This is a genomic window from Halomonas aestuarii, assembly GCF_001886615.1.
GTDB classification, from domain to species: Bacteria; Pseudomonadota; Gammaproteobacteria; order Pseudomonadales; family Halomonadaceae; genus Halomonas; species Halomonas aestuarii.
In genome coordinates this window covers 3,506,386-3,522,422 of sequence record NZ_CP018139.1, presented here as the reverse complement: position 1 = coordinate 3,522,422, position 16,037 = coordinate 3,506,386, and the positions used below count along the sequence as shown (strand labels likewise).

Here is a 16,037-nt window from a genome sequence, read left to right as displayed (position 1 = left end):
CCGTGATGACAACCCCCCAGGCGTGCCCCTGCGGCAGCGGCAGGCCCCTGGCCGACTGCTGTGGCCGCTATCACCGTGGCGAACCGGCGCCCTCGCCGGAGGCGCTGATGCGCTCGCGCTACAGCGCCTTCGCCCTGAACCTCACCGACTACCTGCGCGAGACCTGGCACTCCACGACCCGGCCGGCGAGCCTGCCGCCGGACGACGCCACCCGCTGGCGTCGCCTGGAGATCCTCGAGCATGAGGAGCAGGGCGACACCGGGCGGGTGCGGTTTCGCGCCACCTTCCTCGATGGGCGCCGCTGGGGAGTGCTGGAGGAGGCCTCGCGTTTCATGTGCGAGGAGGGGCGCTGGTACTATCTCGACGGCACCCCCTCGGTGAGCCGGCTCAAGCCCGGCCGGAACGCCCCCTGTCCCTGCGGCAGCGGGCGCAAGCTCAAGGGCTGCTGCGGCGCCGGGTAGCGCCGGCTGGCCGCCGGGAAGGGGAGCCCTTACACTGCCCGGTCCGGCGGCCTTGTGCGCATGACCCGCCCTTGTTTCCTCCTTCCACCCCGGTAGCGATCCCATGGCCCAGACACGCTCGAAACGCATCAACAAGTACATTCGCGAGAGCGGGATGTGCTCCCGACGGGATGCGGACCGCTACATCGAGCAGGGCAACGTTTTCATCGACGGGCGGCGTGCCACCCCCGGCGACCAGGTCCTGCCGGGCAGCGTGGTCAAGGTCAACGGCCAGGTGGTCGAACCCCTGGAGGAAGAGGACCTGGTGTTCATCGCGCTCAACAAGCCGGTCGGCATCGTCAGCACCACGGAGTCCAGCGAGAAGTCCAACATCGTCGACTTCATCAAGCACGGGGCCCGCATCTTTCCCATCGGCCGGCTGGACAAGGATTCCCAGGGGCTGATCTTCCTGACCAACAACGGCGACCTGGTCAACCGGATCCTCCGGGCGAGCAACCACCACGAGAAGGAGTACCGGGTCACCGTCAACAAGCCGATCACCGACGAGTTCATCGCCGGGATGGGCGGCGGCGTGCGGATCCTGGGGGAAACCACCAAGCCATGCCCCGTGGTGAGGGAGTCGCGGTTCGTGTTCAACATCACCCTGGTGCAGGGCCTGAACCGACAGATCCGTCGCATGTGCGAGGTGTTCGGCTACGAGGTGGTCAAGCTCGAGCGCATTCGCATCATGAACGTGTCGCTGAAGGGGCTGGGCCTGGGCGACTGGCGCGACCTGACGGAAGACGAGGTGGCGACGATCATGGCCCGGACCGAGCACTCCACCTCCGAGGCGCAGGAGAGCGCGCGCCCGGGAAGCGGATCAAAGAAGGCCGGGGCGAGCAAGGCCGCTGCCAGGAAGCCCGGCGGAACCAAGCCCGGTGGAACCAAGCCCGGTGGCAGGAAGGCCGGCAAGGCCGCTCCCGGCAAGCGCGGCGCCCCCGCCAAGGGGAGTGGCGCCGGGAAGCCCGCCCGCCAGGCGAACGGCGGAAAGCCGGCGCCGGCAGGCCGCAAGCCCAAGTCCAAGGCGTCGGGCGCCAAGTCCTCTCCCTCGACGAGCCGGCGCCAGAAGCCCGGCAACGCGGCGCGCAAGGCCAGGGGCAGGAAGTAGCCCCTTGAGTAGCCATCCCCCCCTGATCGGAGGCGCACCATGAACGACCCACGGCTCCAGAGCCCTGCCGCGGCGCACAATCGCCGGCCGATCCTGGACGTGCTCAGGACGGTGCTGCCACGCGATGCCCGGGTGCTGGAGATCGCCAGCGGCAGCGGCGAGCATGCCGTCAGCTTTGCCGGGGTGATGCCCGGCTGGTCGTGGCAGCCCAGCGACCCGAACCCCCGGGCGCGCCGCTCCATCGAGGCATGGCGCGAGCATGCCGGCCTTGCCAACCTGCACCCTCCCCTGGCGGTGGACGTGACTTCGCTCTGTCCGGCCGGGCCCCATGACGCCATCGTGGCGATCAACCTGCTGCATATCTCGCCCTGGGAGGTCACCGAGGCCCTGCTACGCTGTGCCGGACGTCGACTGACGACCGGCGGGGTGCTCTTTCTCTATGGCCCCTTCACGCGTGAAGGGCGCCATACGGCGCCCAGCAATGCGGCCTTCGATGCCGACCTGAGGCATCGCGATCCCCGCTTCGGCCTCAGGGACCTGGGCACGGTCACAGAGGAGGCCGCCCGGTGCGGCATCGTCCTCGAACGGGTGGTGGAGATGCCCGCCAACAACCTCAGCGTGGTCTTTCGCCGACCCTAGCACCGGCCCTGGCGCCGACGCGCGTCACTCGCCCGACTCCGGGATCTCGCCCGGCACCTGGTACTGCACGCCCTCGGCCTGGCGCTCCTCCCGGGTCTTCGTCTCGTCCTCGGCGGGTACGCCCCACACGGTTTCCCGGCGACCGTCCTCCCAGGTGTAGGTGGTGCAGCCGGCCAGCAGGCTCATGGCGAGTGCGCCGGCGACGAGTGACAGCGATCGAGTCATCGAAGGTTCCTTTCGTGAGGCGACCTAGCCGGAGAGGCCCAGCAGGATCGGGACATAGACCACCAGCAGCAGCACCGAGACCAGCCCCAGCAGGTAGGGAAGGATGGCGCGGGTGATGCGCTCCAGCGGCAGTTGCGTGACCGAGGAAGCCACATAGAGGTTGATCGCCACCGGTGGCGTGATCATGCCGATCGCGAGCCCCACCACGATGATCAGGCCGAAGTGGATCGGGTCGATGCCCAGCTGCGTGACCAGCGGCAGCAGCACCGGGGTGAGGATGATCAGGGCGCTGGCCGTCTCGATGAACACCCCGGTGAGCAGGATGACCGCCACGACCAGCAGCATGATCACGTAGGGATCGGTGGAGAGGGAGAGCACCGCCTGGGCGATGGCGCCGGGCACCTGCCAGCTGGAGAGCGTCCAGCTGAGCACTGCCGAGGTGGCGATCACCAGCATGATCACCGAGGTGGTGATCGCCGAGCGGATCAGTATGCGATAGACGTCGCCCAGGCTCAGGTCTCGGTAGACGAACAGCGACACCAGCAGCGCGTAGTTGACCGCCACCACCGCGGCCTCGCTGGGCGTGAAGATGCCGGAAAAGATGCCGCCGAGGATGATCACCGGCGTCGCGAGCCCCCAGCTGGCGCTCTTCAGGGTGCGCCAGATGGTCGCCGCCGAGAAGGCCGTGCCGCGCGGATAGTTGCGCCGGTAAGCCTGGACGATGGCAATGGTCGCGAGGCCCATCCCCATGGCGAGCCCGGGCAGGAAACCGCTGAGGAACAGCTGGGAGACCGACTGCTGGGCGATCACCGCATAGATGATCATCGGCACCGAGGGCGGGATCACCACCCCGATGGTGCCGCTGGCGGCGATCAGGCTGGCCGCCGAGGCAGGCTCGTAGCCCTTCTTGCGCAGCTCCGGGACCAGGGTAGAACCCACGGCGGCGGTGGTCGCGGCCCCGGAGCCGGAGATGGCGGCGAAGAACATTCCCGCCAGGACCGAGACGATGGAGAGCCCGCCCTTCAGGAAGCCGAACAGCGCATCGGCGAAGTCGACCAGCTTCTCGCTGACCTTGCCCTGGGCCATCAGGTCGCCGGCGAGGATGAACATCGGCACGGCCACCAGGGCGAAGGAGTTGATGCCCTGGAACATCTGCTGGGTGACCACCATCAGCGGCACGCCTTCGGCCTGGAGGGCCAGCAGGGTGCTCGCCCCGATGGCCAGGGCGACCGGCACGCCGAGCAGCATGAAGACGAAGAACAGCACGAAGAGCAGGGCGGTCATGCCGGAGGCTCCTCCGGGGAAGGTTGGTCGGGTTCACCGTCGTTGGACCCCCGGACGATCAGGCCGACCAGGTCGACGAAGGCGTACCAGGCCATCAGGGCCGAGCAGAGCGGGATCACGGCATAGACCCAGGTCATGGAGAGGCGCAGCGATGCGGACTTCTGGAAGCTCTGCACCTGCATGTAGCGGTAGCCGATCACCATCAGGGCGATCATGAAGCCCAGGGCCACGAGTACCGCGGCGATGCGCGCGACGCGCTGCAGCGGGTCGGGCAGGGCATCCACCACGAAGGTCACGGCGATATGGCGGCCACGCTGGAAGGCCAGCGTGGCGCCGAGGAAGGTGATCCAGACCAGCAGGAAGCGTGCCACTTCCTCGGTCCAGCCCACCGCCTCGAAGAACACGCGCGAGACGATCTGCAGCGTGATCACGCCGATTAACGCCGCCATGCCCGCGAAGACCACGGGGCGAAGGGCGGCGTCGATGGCATGCTCGATGCGTTGCAGGGTCGTCAGCGCGGCAACCGGCAGACGAGTCACTTACTTCAGCGCCTCCTGGATGCGCGGCAGGTAGTCGCCGAACTGCTCGCCGTACTTCTCGTAGACCGGGGCCACGGCCTCCTGGAAGGCCGCAATGTCCGGCTCCTCGACGATCTCCATGCCGGCCTCGCGCAGCGCGGCCATCTGTTCGGCGGCCATCTCGGCGTTGACGCGCCGCTCGTGCTCGGCGGCCTCCTGGGCGGCGTCGACCAGCACGGTCTGGGCGGCCTCGGGGAGCTGGCCCCAGGCCGGCATGCCCATCACGAAGATCGCCGGCGCATAGGTGTGCCGCGACAGGGTCATGTAGTCCTGGGTCTCATAGAGCTTGAAGGAGTGAATGACGTTGACCGGGTTCTCCTGACCGTCGATGGTGCCCTGCTGCATGGCGGTCAGCGCCTCGGTCCAGGCCATCGGGATGGCGTTGGCGCCCAGCTCACGGAAGGTGTCGACGTAGACCGGGTTCTCCATGACGCGGATGCGCAGTCCCTCGAGATCCTCGGGCGTGGTCACGGGGCGCTCGCTGTTGGTCAGGTTGCGGAAGCCGCGCTCCGCGTAGGCCAGGCCCTTGAGGTTGACCTCGGAGAGCCTGTCCAGGAGCTCCTGGCCGATCGGGCCGTCCAGCACCTCGTAGGCCGCCTCGGGGGAGGGGAAGAGGAAGGGCAGTTCGAACACCGCCATCTCCTCGAGGAAGTTGGCCACCGGCCCGTTGGTGATCACGCCCATGTCGACGGTGCCGATCTGCATGCCCTCCAGCAGGGTGCGCTCGTCCCCCAGGGATGCATTGGGATAGAGCTCGATGTTCACCTTGCCGTCGGTGCGTTCCTCCACCAGGTCCTCGAACTTCTCGGCGGCGATGTGGAAGCCGTCCTTCTCGTTCACCACATGGGCCAGGCGCAGGGTGACCGGGTCCATGTCGGAGAAGTCGGCGGCCTGGGCCCCGGAGACCAGGGCGAGGGAAATGCCGAGTGCCAGCGTGCTGCGTGCAAAACCTTGCATTATCGTTTTTCCTTTTGAGAGTCAATTGCTTGGTGAGCATGCCCGAGGCCAGTGCCGGGGGTCAACTTGGCCACTCGCCGGCTCACAGCAGCCGGTACATCACATGGGCATCCAACGGGCCCAGCTCGGGATGGCGGAAGGCGCGAGGGAGGGTGCCGACGATCTCGAAGCCGTGGTTCTGCCACAGCCGGATGGCGGTCTCGTTGCTGGCCACCACCAGGTTGTACTGCATGGCCACGAAGCCCAGCTGCCGGGCCAGGGTCAGGGAGTCCTCGCACATCTCGCCGGCGACGCCCTGACCCCGCGCGTCCTCGGCCACCAGGTAGCCACAGTTGCAGACATGATCGCCGGGCCCCGGCTGGTTGGCCTTGAGGGTGTAGGACCCGGTGAGGCGGCCCCCATCGTCCACGGCCACGCGCACCGCACGGGGCAGCTCGACCCACAGGCGGTGGGCATCCTGTTCGCTGATGTCGCGTGGCACGGCGTAGGTCTCGCCGGCGCGGAAGACCGGTTCGAGAATGGCCCACAGGGAGGGCCAGTCCTCGGGCTGGTAGGGGCGGAGTCGGATCATTCGGGGGCTCCTTGCCGGGCGGGTATCAGGTGGCCTGCTGTTCTCGCAGCCAGGCGATCTCATCGGCCCAGATCGAGGGGTCGATGGTCTCGAGGATCATGGGGATCCCGTTGATACGCGTGTCGCGCATCAGGGTGGTGAAGGCGTCCAGGCCGATGTTGCCCTGGCCCAGGCTGTGATGGCGGTCCACCCGGCTGCCGAACTCGCTCTTGGCGTCGTTTAGGTGCATGCCGCGCAGGTAGCGGAATCCCACCACGCGGTCGAACTCGTCCAGGGTGGTCGTGCAGGCCTCGGCGGTGCGCAGGTCGTAGCCGGCGGCGAAGGCGTGGCAGGTGTCGAGGCACACCCCGACGCGGCTCTTGTCGTCCACCTGGTCGATGATCTCGGCCAGGTGCTCGAACCGCCAGCCCAGGTTGCTGCCCTGGCCCGCGGTGTTCTCGATCACGGCGGTGACGCCGGCGGTCTCGGCGAGTGCGCCGTTGATCGATTCGGCGATGCGGGCGAGGCAGTCGCCCTCGCTGATCTTCCTGAGGTGGCTGCCGGGGTGGAAGTTGAGCAGCGACAGCCCGAGCAACTCGCAGCGGCGACACTCCTCCAGGAAGGCGGTGCGTGACTTCGTGAGGCCCTCGGCCTCGGGGTGGCCGAGGTTGATCAGGTAGCTGTCGTGGGGAAGGATCTGGCCGGGGCCGAAGCCGTGCTCGGTGCAGGCGGCGCGGAAGGCCTCGATGGTCGCCTCGTCGAGCGGTTTCGCCCGCCACTGGCGCTGGTTCTTGGTGAACAGGGCGAAGGCATCGGCGCCGATCTCCACGGCGCGTTTGACCGCCTGGTCGACACCGCCCGCCGCGCTGACATGGGCGCCGAGGTAGTTCATGGAATCCCCTTGCCGGATAGATCAGTGATTCGTGATGAGGGGGATTCTACCTCAGTGCGCCCTGGCCGTGGGCGTGAGGATCGCTCACGGCCGGATCAACTTGTGGGGATGCGCTTCAGGATCGCCGGGTCTACTTCGGGTCCTCTGAGGACTGAGGCGTGCCGTCCTTGTGGTGAATGATCAGCACGGTCTGCTGGTTGAAGCTGACCCGCCGGCCGAAGGCCTTGGCCTCCTTCTTGGTGGCGAAATGCCGGCTGGCCCTGGCGGCGCCGCTCTTCCTGACGCTCCAGCCGCCCTTGTCGTTGGGCATCACGTGATGGGTCGATGGGTGCATGGCGTTCGTCCCTCCGTTGCGGTGGGCGCTGCCGGGTCTGGCCCATCCTTCAGTATAGCGGCCGTCGCATCGGCCGGGGCTGAAAGGGGGCGTCAGACGAACTCGGGATCGTCCGTCCTCACGGTGGTCGCCTCCTCCTCCCCGGGGACCGTCACGGCGAACTCGCCACCGCCGAGGTGAGTGACCGCGTGGCCCTCTCGGGTGCGGAAGGAGGGCAGGCCGCTGCGGGTGGCGCCGGCGTGCTGCAGATCGGAGAGGTCGCGGACGCTGACGAACACGTCGATGAAGTACTCGTTGCCCGCCTCGTCGAAGGCCAGGATGGTGCGTTCATGTGCTGACACGGTAAGAACCTCGCAGTGGTTTATCTGGCTTCAGTCTAGGCGGCGAGGCACCGGTGGCGCGAGGGTCACCGCCCAGGGAGACCGCCTCGCCCGGCCTGATCGACGGGGGGTGTGATGGCACGAGGATCAGCGAGTATCCTCGGGGGCGTGGACACGCATCCCCCCGCCGCGCCTCGTTGTGCTTCGCGGCGGGGCCGACAGGAGGCATGACTTGCGCCTGGACTATCACGGGCTGCTGCCCGAAGCCGTGGGCTTCCTGCTGCTGCCGCGTTTCTCGATGATGGCCTTCTTCTCGGCCGTGGAGCCGCTGCGCATCGCCAACCGGATCGCGGCGCGGCCGCTGTTCGACTGGCAGCTGATCAGCGAGGACGGCGCGCCGGTCACGGCCTCCAACGGCATGACCCTGCTGGCCGACCGTGCCATCGGCGAGGTGCATCATCTGCCGTCGCTGGCGGTGTGCAGCGGCTTCGGCCCCGAGGACACCCTGAGCCGTCCCCTGATGGCCTGGTTGCACCGGCTGGACCAGGCCGGCTGCGTGCTGGGCGGACTCGATACCGGCGGGTTCCTGCTGGCCGAGGCGGGCCTGCTGGCGGGGGAGCGGGTCACCCTGCATTGGGAAAGCCTGCCCGCCTTCCAGGAGCGCTTCCCGGCCATCGAGACCTCCGACGAACTCTTCGAGCTGGGGGAGCGGCGCTTCTCCTGTGCCGGCGGCACGGCCGCCATGGACATGGCGCTGGCGGTGATCGCCCGTCGTCACGGGACGCGACTGGCCATCGATGTCTCGGAGCAGCTGATCCACGAGCGGATTCGCACCCGGGGTGACCAGCAGCGCATGACCCTGGCGAGGCGGCTGGGCGTGCATCATCGCCGCCTGGTGGAAGCGGTCGCCCTGATGGAACGCCACCAGGAGACGCCCCTGCCGCTCGCCGAGGTGGCCCGGCGCAGCGGGGTCTCCCTGCGTCAGCTCCAGCGCCTCTTCGAGCGGCACCTCGGCAGCTCCCCGCGGGCGTGGTATCTGACGCTGCGCCTCGAGCGGGCCTGGCGGCTGCTCGCGGAGACGGAGCGGGACATCCTCTCGGTGGGGCTGGCCTGCGGGTTCACGTCCGGTTCCAGCTTCGCCCGCGCCTTCAAGGCCCGCTACGGGATGTCGCCGAGGATGGCCCGACACCATACGCTTCCTCGGGCCGACGACGGGCCAGGGGCGGCAGGCGCCGACGACGGCCTCCCGGACGGGAGGGCGCGTCCTCAGGAATGACCCAGCGCCTCTGCATGGCGCCGGCACCAGCCCTGGTATTCCGAGTCGGGAAGGGCGGGCGTGTAGAGGAACCCCTGGGCCAGGTCACAGCCCAGCTGGCGCAGGATATCGGCCTGCTCGCGGGTTTCCACGCCCTCCGCCGTCACTTCCAGGCCCAGGGCGTGGCCGACATCGATCATGCAGGCCATCAACCTGCGCGCTGGCTCATTGCCCTCCAGCTGAGTCACGAAGGCCCGATCGATCTTGAGGCCCGTCAGCGGCAGGTGCTGCAGGTACTCGAACGAGGCGTAGCCGGTCCCGAAGTCATCGAGACTCACGCCGATACCGAGATCGCGAATGCGCTGGATCGCGCTGCGCGCCTCCTCCAGGTCACCGATCAGGGCGTGTTCGGTGATCTCCACCTCGAGGCGGTCGGGTCGCACGCCATTCTGCTCGATCAGCTGCCGCAGAAGGTCATGTATCTGCTCGTCGTGAAGGTTATGCACCGACAGGTTGATGGCAATCGTATCCTCGCTCCCGGTGTGCAGGGAAAAGGCGCCGGCGGCCTGCACCACGAAGTAGGAGATCGGGCCAATCAGCGACGTCTGTTCCACCTTGGGCATGAATGCGCCGGGCGGTATCAGGCTGTCGCCATCTCCGCGCCATCGGATCAGGCCCTCGCAGCCCGTCACCCGGCCATCCGCCAGACAGATCTTGGGCTGGTAATGCAGCTCGAACTCCCTGGCGGCCAAACCGTCACGTACCCGGGCGATCAGTTTGAGCGACGCCAGGGTGGATTGATCGAAGGTGGGGCTGAAATGGGCATGGTCACGCCGCTGCCGGACGGCCGCCATGAGGGCCGTGCGTGCCTGTCGAAGCAGCTCCGTGGCGGTCTTGCTGTTGCCTTCCGAGATGGCAGTGCCCATGGCCAGTTGCACACGCACAGGCACCTGATGGATCAGCACGCTCTCTTCGCCGACCTCGACCAGTCGGCGGGTGATGGCGTCGAGATCCTTCCGCTCGATATCGGTCACGACCAGGGCCAGTTCATCCGGGCCGAGACGGTAGAGGCTGCTTCCCTTGCGCACCGACCGAGCGAGCCGCTGACTCATCTCGACGACCAGTTCATCGGCCGCTCTCAGGCCCAGGGCCTCGATGACGTCCGCCATGTCGGTGACCTTCACCTGGATCACCGCGGTCGTACCGGTGGCCCGAGACGACGATGACAGGCACTGTTCCAGATCCTCATCGAGCGCCACCTGATTGGCCAGGCCCGACAGATGGTCGGTGCGGGCGATGCTCCTGTGGGTGGCGAAGGAACGGCGCCGCAGATGGAACAGCCAGCCGGCGAGTCCCCCCAGCAGCAGATAGAAGGCGATTCTCAGCCAGTAGTTGTAGGTGGTTTGCACGCTTCCCAGGGCCGCGTCCTGGGGCATGTACGCCATCAGGATGCCTGCCGCGAGGGCCGTGACCAGGGCCCCCGGCAAGGCATACCAGGAGGCGGCGATCAATACCGGGATCAGCATGATGTAGGGATACGCGTAGGCGGTTCCTCCCGTGGCAAGGACGGTCCAGGCGCTAAGGCCCAGCAGGAGGGCAATCAGGGCCCATCGAATGGGATGGCTGCACTGCGAGAGACAGCGAACGGCACGTGTCGGCCAGGAGTCGTTCCCTTGGGCACTGGTGGGAAGCATCTTGTTATTCCTGTGGAAAAGTACCTCACGAACAACTTAGATCCGTTCGTCCTAACATACGACCCTATTCCTGCGATTTTTTCACCGCTTTTCTAACCCTCCTTCGGCATTGCATCCATCCGGTGATGCCAGCCTCGACGCCGCCTCGGGGCGAGCTTCTCAACCGTCGCAAGCACGGTGATCTCTACTGGGAGAGTGAGGTGCTCGCTGGCTCCTCTGCGGTTCTCCATCCAATCAGCTCGCCCTGGCGCTTCCCCCCCGTCACGCAGCGCAACTCGTCCTGCTGCTTGAGGATATGGCTAGCAGAGCAGCAGGCGGCCACCCGGCATGGTCAACGCTGCGCTGCGGCTGGTGCGTTTGTACAGGGATTCGCGGGCGATGCCCGCCTGTCTGGAACTCTGGAGGTCGGTGCATTGTCGCAGGGGGCGTCGTGGTACCCCGAGGACGATGGGGTTGCGGCCTATCCAACTTTTGGACAGGTTGTGTATAGCATTCGTATAGGATTGCGGATGCATGAAAAAGCCATTCATGGAATGAGAGGTTCATCATGACGCGCAACGTGATCCTTGCCTCAGCCCTGACGCTGCTGCTGATGATGTCGGGCGCCGCCCTGGCCGAGGATCACAACGAGGACATGGCCGACCCGACCGGCGTTGACTCCGCGAACGAGGTCAGCGAGATGGCATCCCCCGATGACGCTCTCCTGAGAGACGGGGCCGTGGTCGAGGATGGCGGTGTCGACAGCGCCAATGAGGTGGATGTCGAAAGCCCGGACGATGCGTCCCTGGACGAGGGCGAGGTCGCACCGGACAGCGGCGTGGATGCCGCCAGTCAGGAATAACCTTCACCGGTCGTGAGGTGGATCGAGACCCCGGCAGCGCCGGGGTCTTTTCGTTGCCTGTCGCCGGGCTTGCCCGTTCAGCCGTCGCCCGCCACGTAGTCGAAGGATTCCAGGGCGGCGTTGCCGGTGACGATCGCCTCCAGCTCGTCGCAGAAGGCGGTGAAGGCATCGCTGGCGTGGCCCGGGGTGCGATGAAGTTCGATCTCGACATGCCCCAGGGGAGGGAGGCCCTCGTCGTCGCCAACGATGCGGCAGCCGTCGGGGACGCTGCGCGGTGTCTTGACCGTGGCCGCCAGGCCCGCCTGCACCGGCAGGTTGATGCCGGTGGGCGACTGGCTGGAGTAGCGGACGTCCCAGCGCCACTCCGACGTGCCGAGCGCCGCGAAGGCATGGGCCCGGAAGATGCAACCCTCCGGGTTGAGGGCCAGCGGCAGGGTCTCCCAGTCGGCGAGGGAAGCGCCCTCGGCTACCACCCACACCATGGGCTCTCGCCCCAGCAGCTGCCCGGTCTGGGTCGGGCCGTGGCGCACCACCAGGGCGGCGTCCAGCAGGCCCTCCTGGAAATCATGCACCAGCGAGCCGCTGATGCCGCACATCACCTCGAGGCGCACCTCGGGATGGAGGGCGGCGAAGCGCGGCAGCAGCTCCGGCAGGTAGGTGCTGGCCTGTTCCTCCGAGGTCCCCAGGCGGATCAGCTCGCCCTGGCGCTCCACCCCCATCACGCGGTGCGCCTCGTCCTGCAACTTGAGGATATGGCGGGCGTAGGGCAGCAGGCGGCCCCCCGGCGTGGTCAGCACCACGCTGCGGCTGGTGCGTTCGAACAGCGATTCGCCCATCTGGTCCTCGAGCCTCTTGATCTGCAGGCTGACCGCCGACTGGGTGCGATGCAGGATCTTGCCGGCGGCGCTGAAGCCCTCGCACTCGGCCACCGTGACAAAGGCGCGGAGCAGGTCGGTGTCCATGATCTATGAGCCCTTGCAATGCGTTGTATCTGAACCATTCATTTCTATTATCAAACTCCCCTCTCTACCCTGTCCATACGTCATTGATCAGGCAGGAGCAGAGACATGCACAGCACCCGCATTCAGGAAGACGATACCTCACTTCACGGTTTGATCGACCTGGAACGTTACCCGATCCACCACCTGGAGGGTGACCGCGGACGTGAACTGATCGCCGAGTGCCGGCAACAGCTCGGCCTGGACGGCTGCGTGGTGCTCAAGGGGTTCGTCCCCGACGAGGCCCTGGCGCGGCTGGAGCGCGAGACCGAACGGCTGTCGCCGCAGGCGCACTACAACCAGACCGAGACCAACCCCTACAACAGCGACGGTGACCCGAGCCTGCAGGCCTCGCACCCCAAGAACCGCTTCGACGATCGCACCAACGGCTTCGTCGCCGGCGACCGCATCGATGACGACACCATCATCCGCCAGGTCTATTCCCACACCGGGTTCCAGCAGTTCATCGCCAGCGTGGTGGGCATGGACGAGATCTACCAGTATGCCGATCCCCTGGCCGACCTGGTCGTCAACGTGCTGCGGGAGGGCTGCCAGCACCCCTGGCACTACGACACCAACGAGTTCATCGTCACCATGATGACTCGCCAGTCGCATGGCGGCGGGCGCTTCGAGTACGCTCCGGGCATCCGCAGCCCCAAGGGCGAGAACTTCGAGGAAGTCGAGCGGGTCATCGACGGTGACCGGTCGCGACTCAAGGCCCTCGACCTGCAGCCGGGCGACCTGCAGATCTTCTTCGGCCGCTACTCGCTGCACCGGGTGACCCCGGTGGAGGGCGACAAGGAGCGCCACACCGTGATCTTCGCCTATGCCAAGGAGCCGGGCTTCATCGGTCGCCCCGAGCGCGCCCGGCGCATCTTCGGGCGCATGGCCCCCGTGCACGAGCGCCTGCTCGAGGAAGGCATGGAGCGCAGCGACAGCCTGGCCGACTGAGGGCTGCGACGCCTCCACCCCGACATACCTCGAATTTCCCGCGAATCCACAGAGAACGTGACCATGAGCATCGTCGACTTCGAACGCCTGACCGACAACGAACCCGCTTCCATCCCGGTGGTGCCTTCTGCCCCGGTAGGTAATGGCGACAGCATCCCCACCGCCTTCGACCCGGTGCAGCTTCGCGCCGGGCGCCTTCAGCGCCTGCGGGCGATGATGGCCGAGCAGGGCTACGGCGCCGTGGTGCTGTTCGACCCCTACAACCAGCGCTACGCCACCGGCTCGCGCAACATGTTCGGCTACTTCCTGCGCAACTCCACCCGCTACATCTTCGTGCCGCTCGAGGGCCCGGTGATCCTCTTCGAGTACCCGGGCAGCGCCCACGTCTCCACCTGGCTCGAGACTATCGACGAGTCGCGCACCTCCAAGGTGGTTTGGTCGGCGGTCAACCAGCGCGACAACCTCTCCTCCGATCCCTTCGGCGTCGAGATCGCCGAGCTGATGGAGGAGCACGGCCGCGGTAACAAGAAGATCGGCCTGGACCGCTGCGCGCTGAACCTGGCCCGCTCGCTGGAGGCCCAGGGCCTCGAGGTCTTCGACTGCATGCAGGACACTCTGCACTGCCGGCGCATCAAGACCCCGGAGGAGATCGCCTGCCTGGCCCAGTCGATGGCCGGCTCAGAGGCAGCGGTGGCCGAGGTGGAGGCCGCCATCAAGCCGGGGATCACCGAGACCGAGCTGTTCGCCATCCTCTACGGCAACGTCATCCAGCAGGGCGGCGAGTTCATCGAGACGCGCCTGCTGTCGTCCGGGCCGCGCACCAACCCCTGGTTCAATGAGGCCAGCGACCGCGTGGTGCGTCCCGGCGAGCTGATCGCCCTCGACACCGATACCATCGGCTGCCACGGCTACTACTCCGACTTCTCGCGCACCTTCCACGTCGGGCCGGGCCGCCCCAGCGCCTACCAGCAGAGCCTCTACCAGATGGCTTACGACCAGGTGCATCACAACATGTCGATCCTCAAGCCCGGCATGAGCTACCGCGAGATCGCTGAAAACGCCTGGAAGATCCCCGAGCGCTTCCTGGACCGCCGCTACCCGTCGATCATCCACGGTGTCGGCATGCACGGCGAGACACCGCTGGTCGCCCACCACATGGACTTCGATCGCTTCTCCAAGGACGGCATCCTGGAGCCGGGCATGGTGGTCTCGGTGGAGAGCTACATCGGCGAGGTCGGCGCCGCCGACGGCGTCAAGCTCGAGGAGGAGGTGCTGGTGACCGAGACCGGCATCGAGAAGCTCTCCCGCTATCCCTTCGACGAGGCCCTGCTGGGCCGCCAGGTCTGACCGCGCGCGACGGACCCGAACGACGAACCCCGCACCGAGAACACGACCCAAGGTTGGAGTCATTCCCCGATGCAGACCCTGAACCATCACATCGCCGGAAATGCCGTCGCCAGCGAACGCACCCTCGAGGTGCTGAACCCGGCCACCGCCGAGCCGGTGCGCTGCGTGGCCATGGCCGATACCGGCACCGTGCAGCACGCCATCGAGGCCGCCCGCGAGGCCCAGCCCGCCTGGCGCGACACGCCGCCGGCCCGGCGCGCCCAGGTGATGTACCGCTTCAAGACCCTGCTCGAGCGCGATGCCGACGAGATCTGCGCGCTGGTCAGCGAGGAGCACGGCAAGGTGCTGGAAGACGCCATGGGCGAGCTCAAGCGCGGCATCGAGAACGTCGAGTACGCCTGCGGCGTGCCGGAGCTGCTCAAGGGCGAGTACTCCCACAATGCCGGCCCGGGCATCGACACCTGGTCGAACCACCAGCCGCTGGGCATCGTCGCCGGCATCACGCCCTTCAACTTCCCGGCCATGGTGCCGCTGTGGATGTATCCGATGGCGCTGGCCTGCGGCAACGCCTTCATCCTGAAGCCCTCCGAGCAGGCGCCCTCGGCGGCCGTGAAGATGGCCGAGCTGCTCGACGAGGCGGGCCTGCCCGAGGGGCTGTTCAGCGTGGTGCACGGCGATCGCGAGGCCGTCGACGCGCTGATCGAGGCGCCGGAGGTCCGCGCGCTCTCCTTCGTCGGCTCCACCCCGGTGGCGCGCAAGATCTACGAGGGCGGCACCCGCCAGGGCAAGCGCGTGCAGGCCCTCGGCGGGGCCAAGAACCATGCCGTGGTGCTGCCCGACGCGGATCTGGACAATGCCGCCAGCACCCTGATCGGCGCCGCCTACGGCAGCGCCGGCGAGCGCTGCATGGCGATCTCGGTGGCCGTGTGCGTGGGCGATGAGACCGCCGACGCCCTGGTCGAGCGCCTGGCCGGCCAGGCCCGCGAACTCAGGATCGGCCCCGGCACCGAGAAGGGCCTCGACATGGGCGCGCTGATCAACGCCGGCCAGCGCGACAAGGTCGCAGGCTACATCGAGCAGGGGGCCACCGCCGGCGCCGAGCTGGTGGTCGACGGCCGCACCCACCCGCTGGTCGACAGCTCGCCCGGCTACTTCCTCGGCGCGACCCTGTTCGACCGGGTCACCCCGGAGATGAGCATCTATCGCGACGAGATCTTCGGCCCGGTGCTGTGCGTGGTGCGCGTCGAGACCTTCGAGGAGGCCATCGCGCTGATCAACGCCCACCAGTACGGCAACGGCACCTGCGTGTTCACCCGCGACGGCGAGGCCGGGCGCCGCTTCAGCGACGCCATCGAGGTCGGCATGGTGGGCATCAACGTGCCGTTGCCGGTACCGGTGGCCTTCCACAGCTTCGGTGGTTGGAAGGACTCGCTGTTCGGCGACCTGCACGCCTACGGCCCGGATGCCGTGCGCTTCTACACCCGCCGCAAGTCGGTCTCCCAGCGCTGGCCCAAGCGCAGCGCCCAGGAGAGCGCCCAGTTCAGCTTCCCGTCCTAGGGTTTTC

Annotated in this window: 18 protein-coding genes; 8 read left to right on the top strand and 10 right to left on the bottom strand. The window is 67.4% G+C overall.

The genetic code is table 11. The annotated features are described in order from the left end of the window. The first annotated feature begins 5 nt into the window (after positions 1-5). The 3 genes from BOX17_RS16460 to BOX17_RS16450 all read left to right on the top strand — a co-directional run bounded on the left by BOX17_RS16460 (position 6) and on the right by BOX17_RS16450 (position 2,247). Positions 6-461: a YchJ family protein gene (locus BOX17_RS16460; protein WP_071946473.1), complete on the top strand. Its 456-nt coding sequence runs from the start codon at positions 6-8 to the stop codon at positions 459-461. Between the two features lie 103 nt (positions 462-564). Then, a complete protein-coding gene (gene rluF / locus BOX17_RS16455; protein ID WP_071946471.1) occupies positions 565-1,608 on the top strand; it encodes a 23S rRNA pseudouridine(2604) synthase RluF in 1,044 nt (347 codons plus the stop codon). A gap of 39 nt (positions 1,609-1,647) precedes the next feature. Further along, positions 1,648-2,247 (top strand): DUF938 domain-containing protein, encoded by a 600-nt coding sequence (locus BOX17_RS16450; protein ID WP_071946469.1) that lies wholly within the window; start codon positions 1,648-1,650, stop codon positions 2,245-2,247. A gap of 24 nt (positions 2,248-2,271) precedes the next feature. Here BOX17_RS16450 and BOX17_RS16445 read toward each other — a convergent pair whose 3' ends face one another. From BOX17_RS16445 to BOX17_RS16410, 8 genes are all read right to left on the bottom strand, one after another. Next, positions 2,272-2,472: a hypothetical protein gene (locus BOX17_RS16445; protein WP_071946466.1), complete on the bottom strand. Its 201-nt coding sequence runs from the start codon at positions 2,470-2,472 to the stop codon at positions 2,272-2,274. A 24-nt stretch (positions 2,473-2,496) separates the two neighbouring features. After that, complete coding sequence (locus BOX17_RS16440; protein ID WP_071946464.1) at positions 2,497-3,756, bottom strand: TRAP transporter large permease; 1,260 nt, start codon at positions 3,754-3,756, stop codon at positions 2,497-2,499. Then, complete coding sequence (locus BOX17_RS16435; RefSeq protein WP_244272168.1) at positions 3,753-4,295, bottom strand: TRAP transporter small permease; 543 nt, start codon at positions 4,293-4,295, stop codon at positions 3,753-3,755. The genes BOX17_RS16440 and BOX17_RS16435 overlap by 4 nt, the downstream gene beginning before the upstream one ends. Beyond that, the gene (locus BOX17_RS16430) at positions 4,296-5,291 is read right to left on the bottom strand and encodes a TRAP transporter substrate-binding protein (protein WP_071946462.1); all 996 of its coding nucleotides are present in this window, start codon (positions 5,289-5,291) and stop codon (positions 4,296-4,298) included. An 82-nt stretch (positions 5,292-5,373) separates the two neighbouring features. Then, on the bottom strand, positions 5,374-5,862 hold the full coding sequence (locus BOX17_RS16425) for a GNAT family N-acetyltransferase (RefSeq protein ID WP_071946460.1): 489 nt from the start codon (positions 5,860-5,862) through the stop codon (positions 5,374-5,376). 25 nt (positions 5,863-5,887) lie between these two features. Then, positions 5,888-6,733, bottom strand: a complete 846-nt coding sequence (gene nfo / locus BOX17_RS16420; protein WP_071946458.1) for a deoxyribonuclease IV — start codon at positions 6,731-6,733, stop codon at positions 5,888-5,890. Between the two features lie 130 nt (positions 6,734-6,863). Further along, positions 6,864-7,067: a DUF2188 domain-containing protein gene (locus BOX17_RS16415; RefSeq protein ID WP_071946456.1), complete on the bottom strand. Its 204-nt coding sequence runs from the start codon at positions 7,065-7,067 to the stop codon at positions 6,864-6,866. A gap of 92 nt (positions 7,068-7,159) precedes the next feature. After that, positions 7,160-7,408, bottom strand: coding sequence for a hypothetical protein (locus BOX17_RS16410; protein WP_071946454.1), 249 nt, complete (start codon positions 7,406-7,408; stop codon positions 7,160-7,162). Between the two features lie 211 nt (positions 7,409-7,619). Between BOX17_RS16410 and BOX17_RS16405 the strand changes: the two genes are divergently transcribed. Continuing rightward, positions 7,620-8,663 (top strand): GlxA family transcriptional regulator, encoded by a 1,044-nt coding sequence (locus BOX17_RS16405; RefSeq protein ID WP_083582205.1) that lies wholly within the window; start codon positions 7,620-7,622, stop codon positions 8,661-8,663. On the opposite strand, the gene BOX17_RS16400 is transcribed toward BOX17_RS16405, so the two are convergent. Then, positions 8,654-10,168, bottom strand: a complete 1,515-nt coding sequence (locus tag BOX17_RS16400; RefSeq protein WP_071946452.1) for a putative bifunctional diguanylate cyclase/phosphodiesterase — start codon at positions 10,166-10,168, stop codon at positions 8,654-8,656. The two genes, BOX17_RS16405 and BOX17_RS16400, sit on opposite strands and share 10 nt — an antisense overlap. A 715-nt stretch (positions 10,169-10,883) precedes the next feature. Here BOX17_RS16400 and BOX17_RS16395 point away from each other — a divergent pair. Continuing rightward, positions 10,884-11,177: a hypothetical protein gene (locus tag BOX17_RS16395; protein ID WP_071946450.1), complete on the top strand. Its 294-nt coding sequence runs from the start codon at positions 10,884-10,886 to the stop codon at positions 11,175-11,177. A 77-nt stretch (positions 11,178-11,254) separates the two neighbouring features. Here BOX17_RS16395 and BOX17_RS16390 read toward each other — a convergent pair whose 3' ends face one another. Continuing rightward, complete coding sequence (locus tag BOX17_RS16390) at positions 11,255-12,139, bottom strand: LysR family transcriptional regulator (protein ID WP_071946448.1); 885 nt, start codon at positions 12,137-12,139, stop codon at positions 11,255-11,257. Between the two features lie 105 nt (positions 12,140-12,244). Between BOX17_RS16390 and BOX17_RS16385 the strand changes: the two genes are divergently transcribed. The 3 genes from BOX17_RS16385 to BOX17_RS16375 all read left to right on the top strand — a co-directional run bounded on the left by BOX17_RS16385 (position 12,245) and on the right by BOX17_RS16375 (position 16,030). Continuing rightward, positions 12,245-13,126 (top strand): HalD/BesD family halogenase, encoded by an 882-nt coding sequence (locus tag BOX17_RS16385; protein WP_071946446.1) that lies wholly within the window; start codon positions 12,245-12,247, stop codon positions 13,124-13,126. A gap of 63 nt (positions 13,127-13,189) precedes the next feature. Continuing rightward, positions 13,190-14,473 (top strand): M24 family metallopeptidase, encoded by a 1,284-nt coding sequence (locus BOX17_RS16380; RefSeq protein WP_071946444.1) that lies wholly within the window; start codon positions 13,190-13,192, stop codon positions 14,471-14,473. 69 nt (positions 14,474-14,542) lie between these two features. Continuing rightward, the gene (locus BOX17_RS16375; protein ID WP_071946442.1) at positions 14,543-16,030 is read left to right on the top strand and encodes a CoA-acylating methylmalonate-semialdehyde dehydrogenase; all 1,488 of its coding nucleotides are present in this window, start codon (positions 14,543-14,545) and stop codon (positions 16,028-16,030) included. Positions 16,031-16,037: the final 7 nt, after the last annotated feature.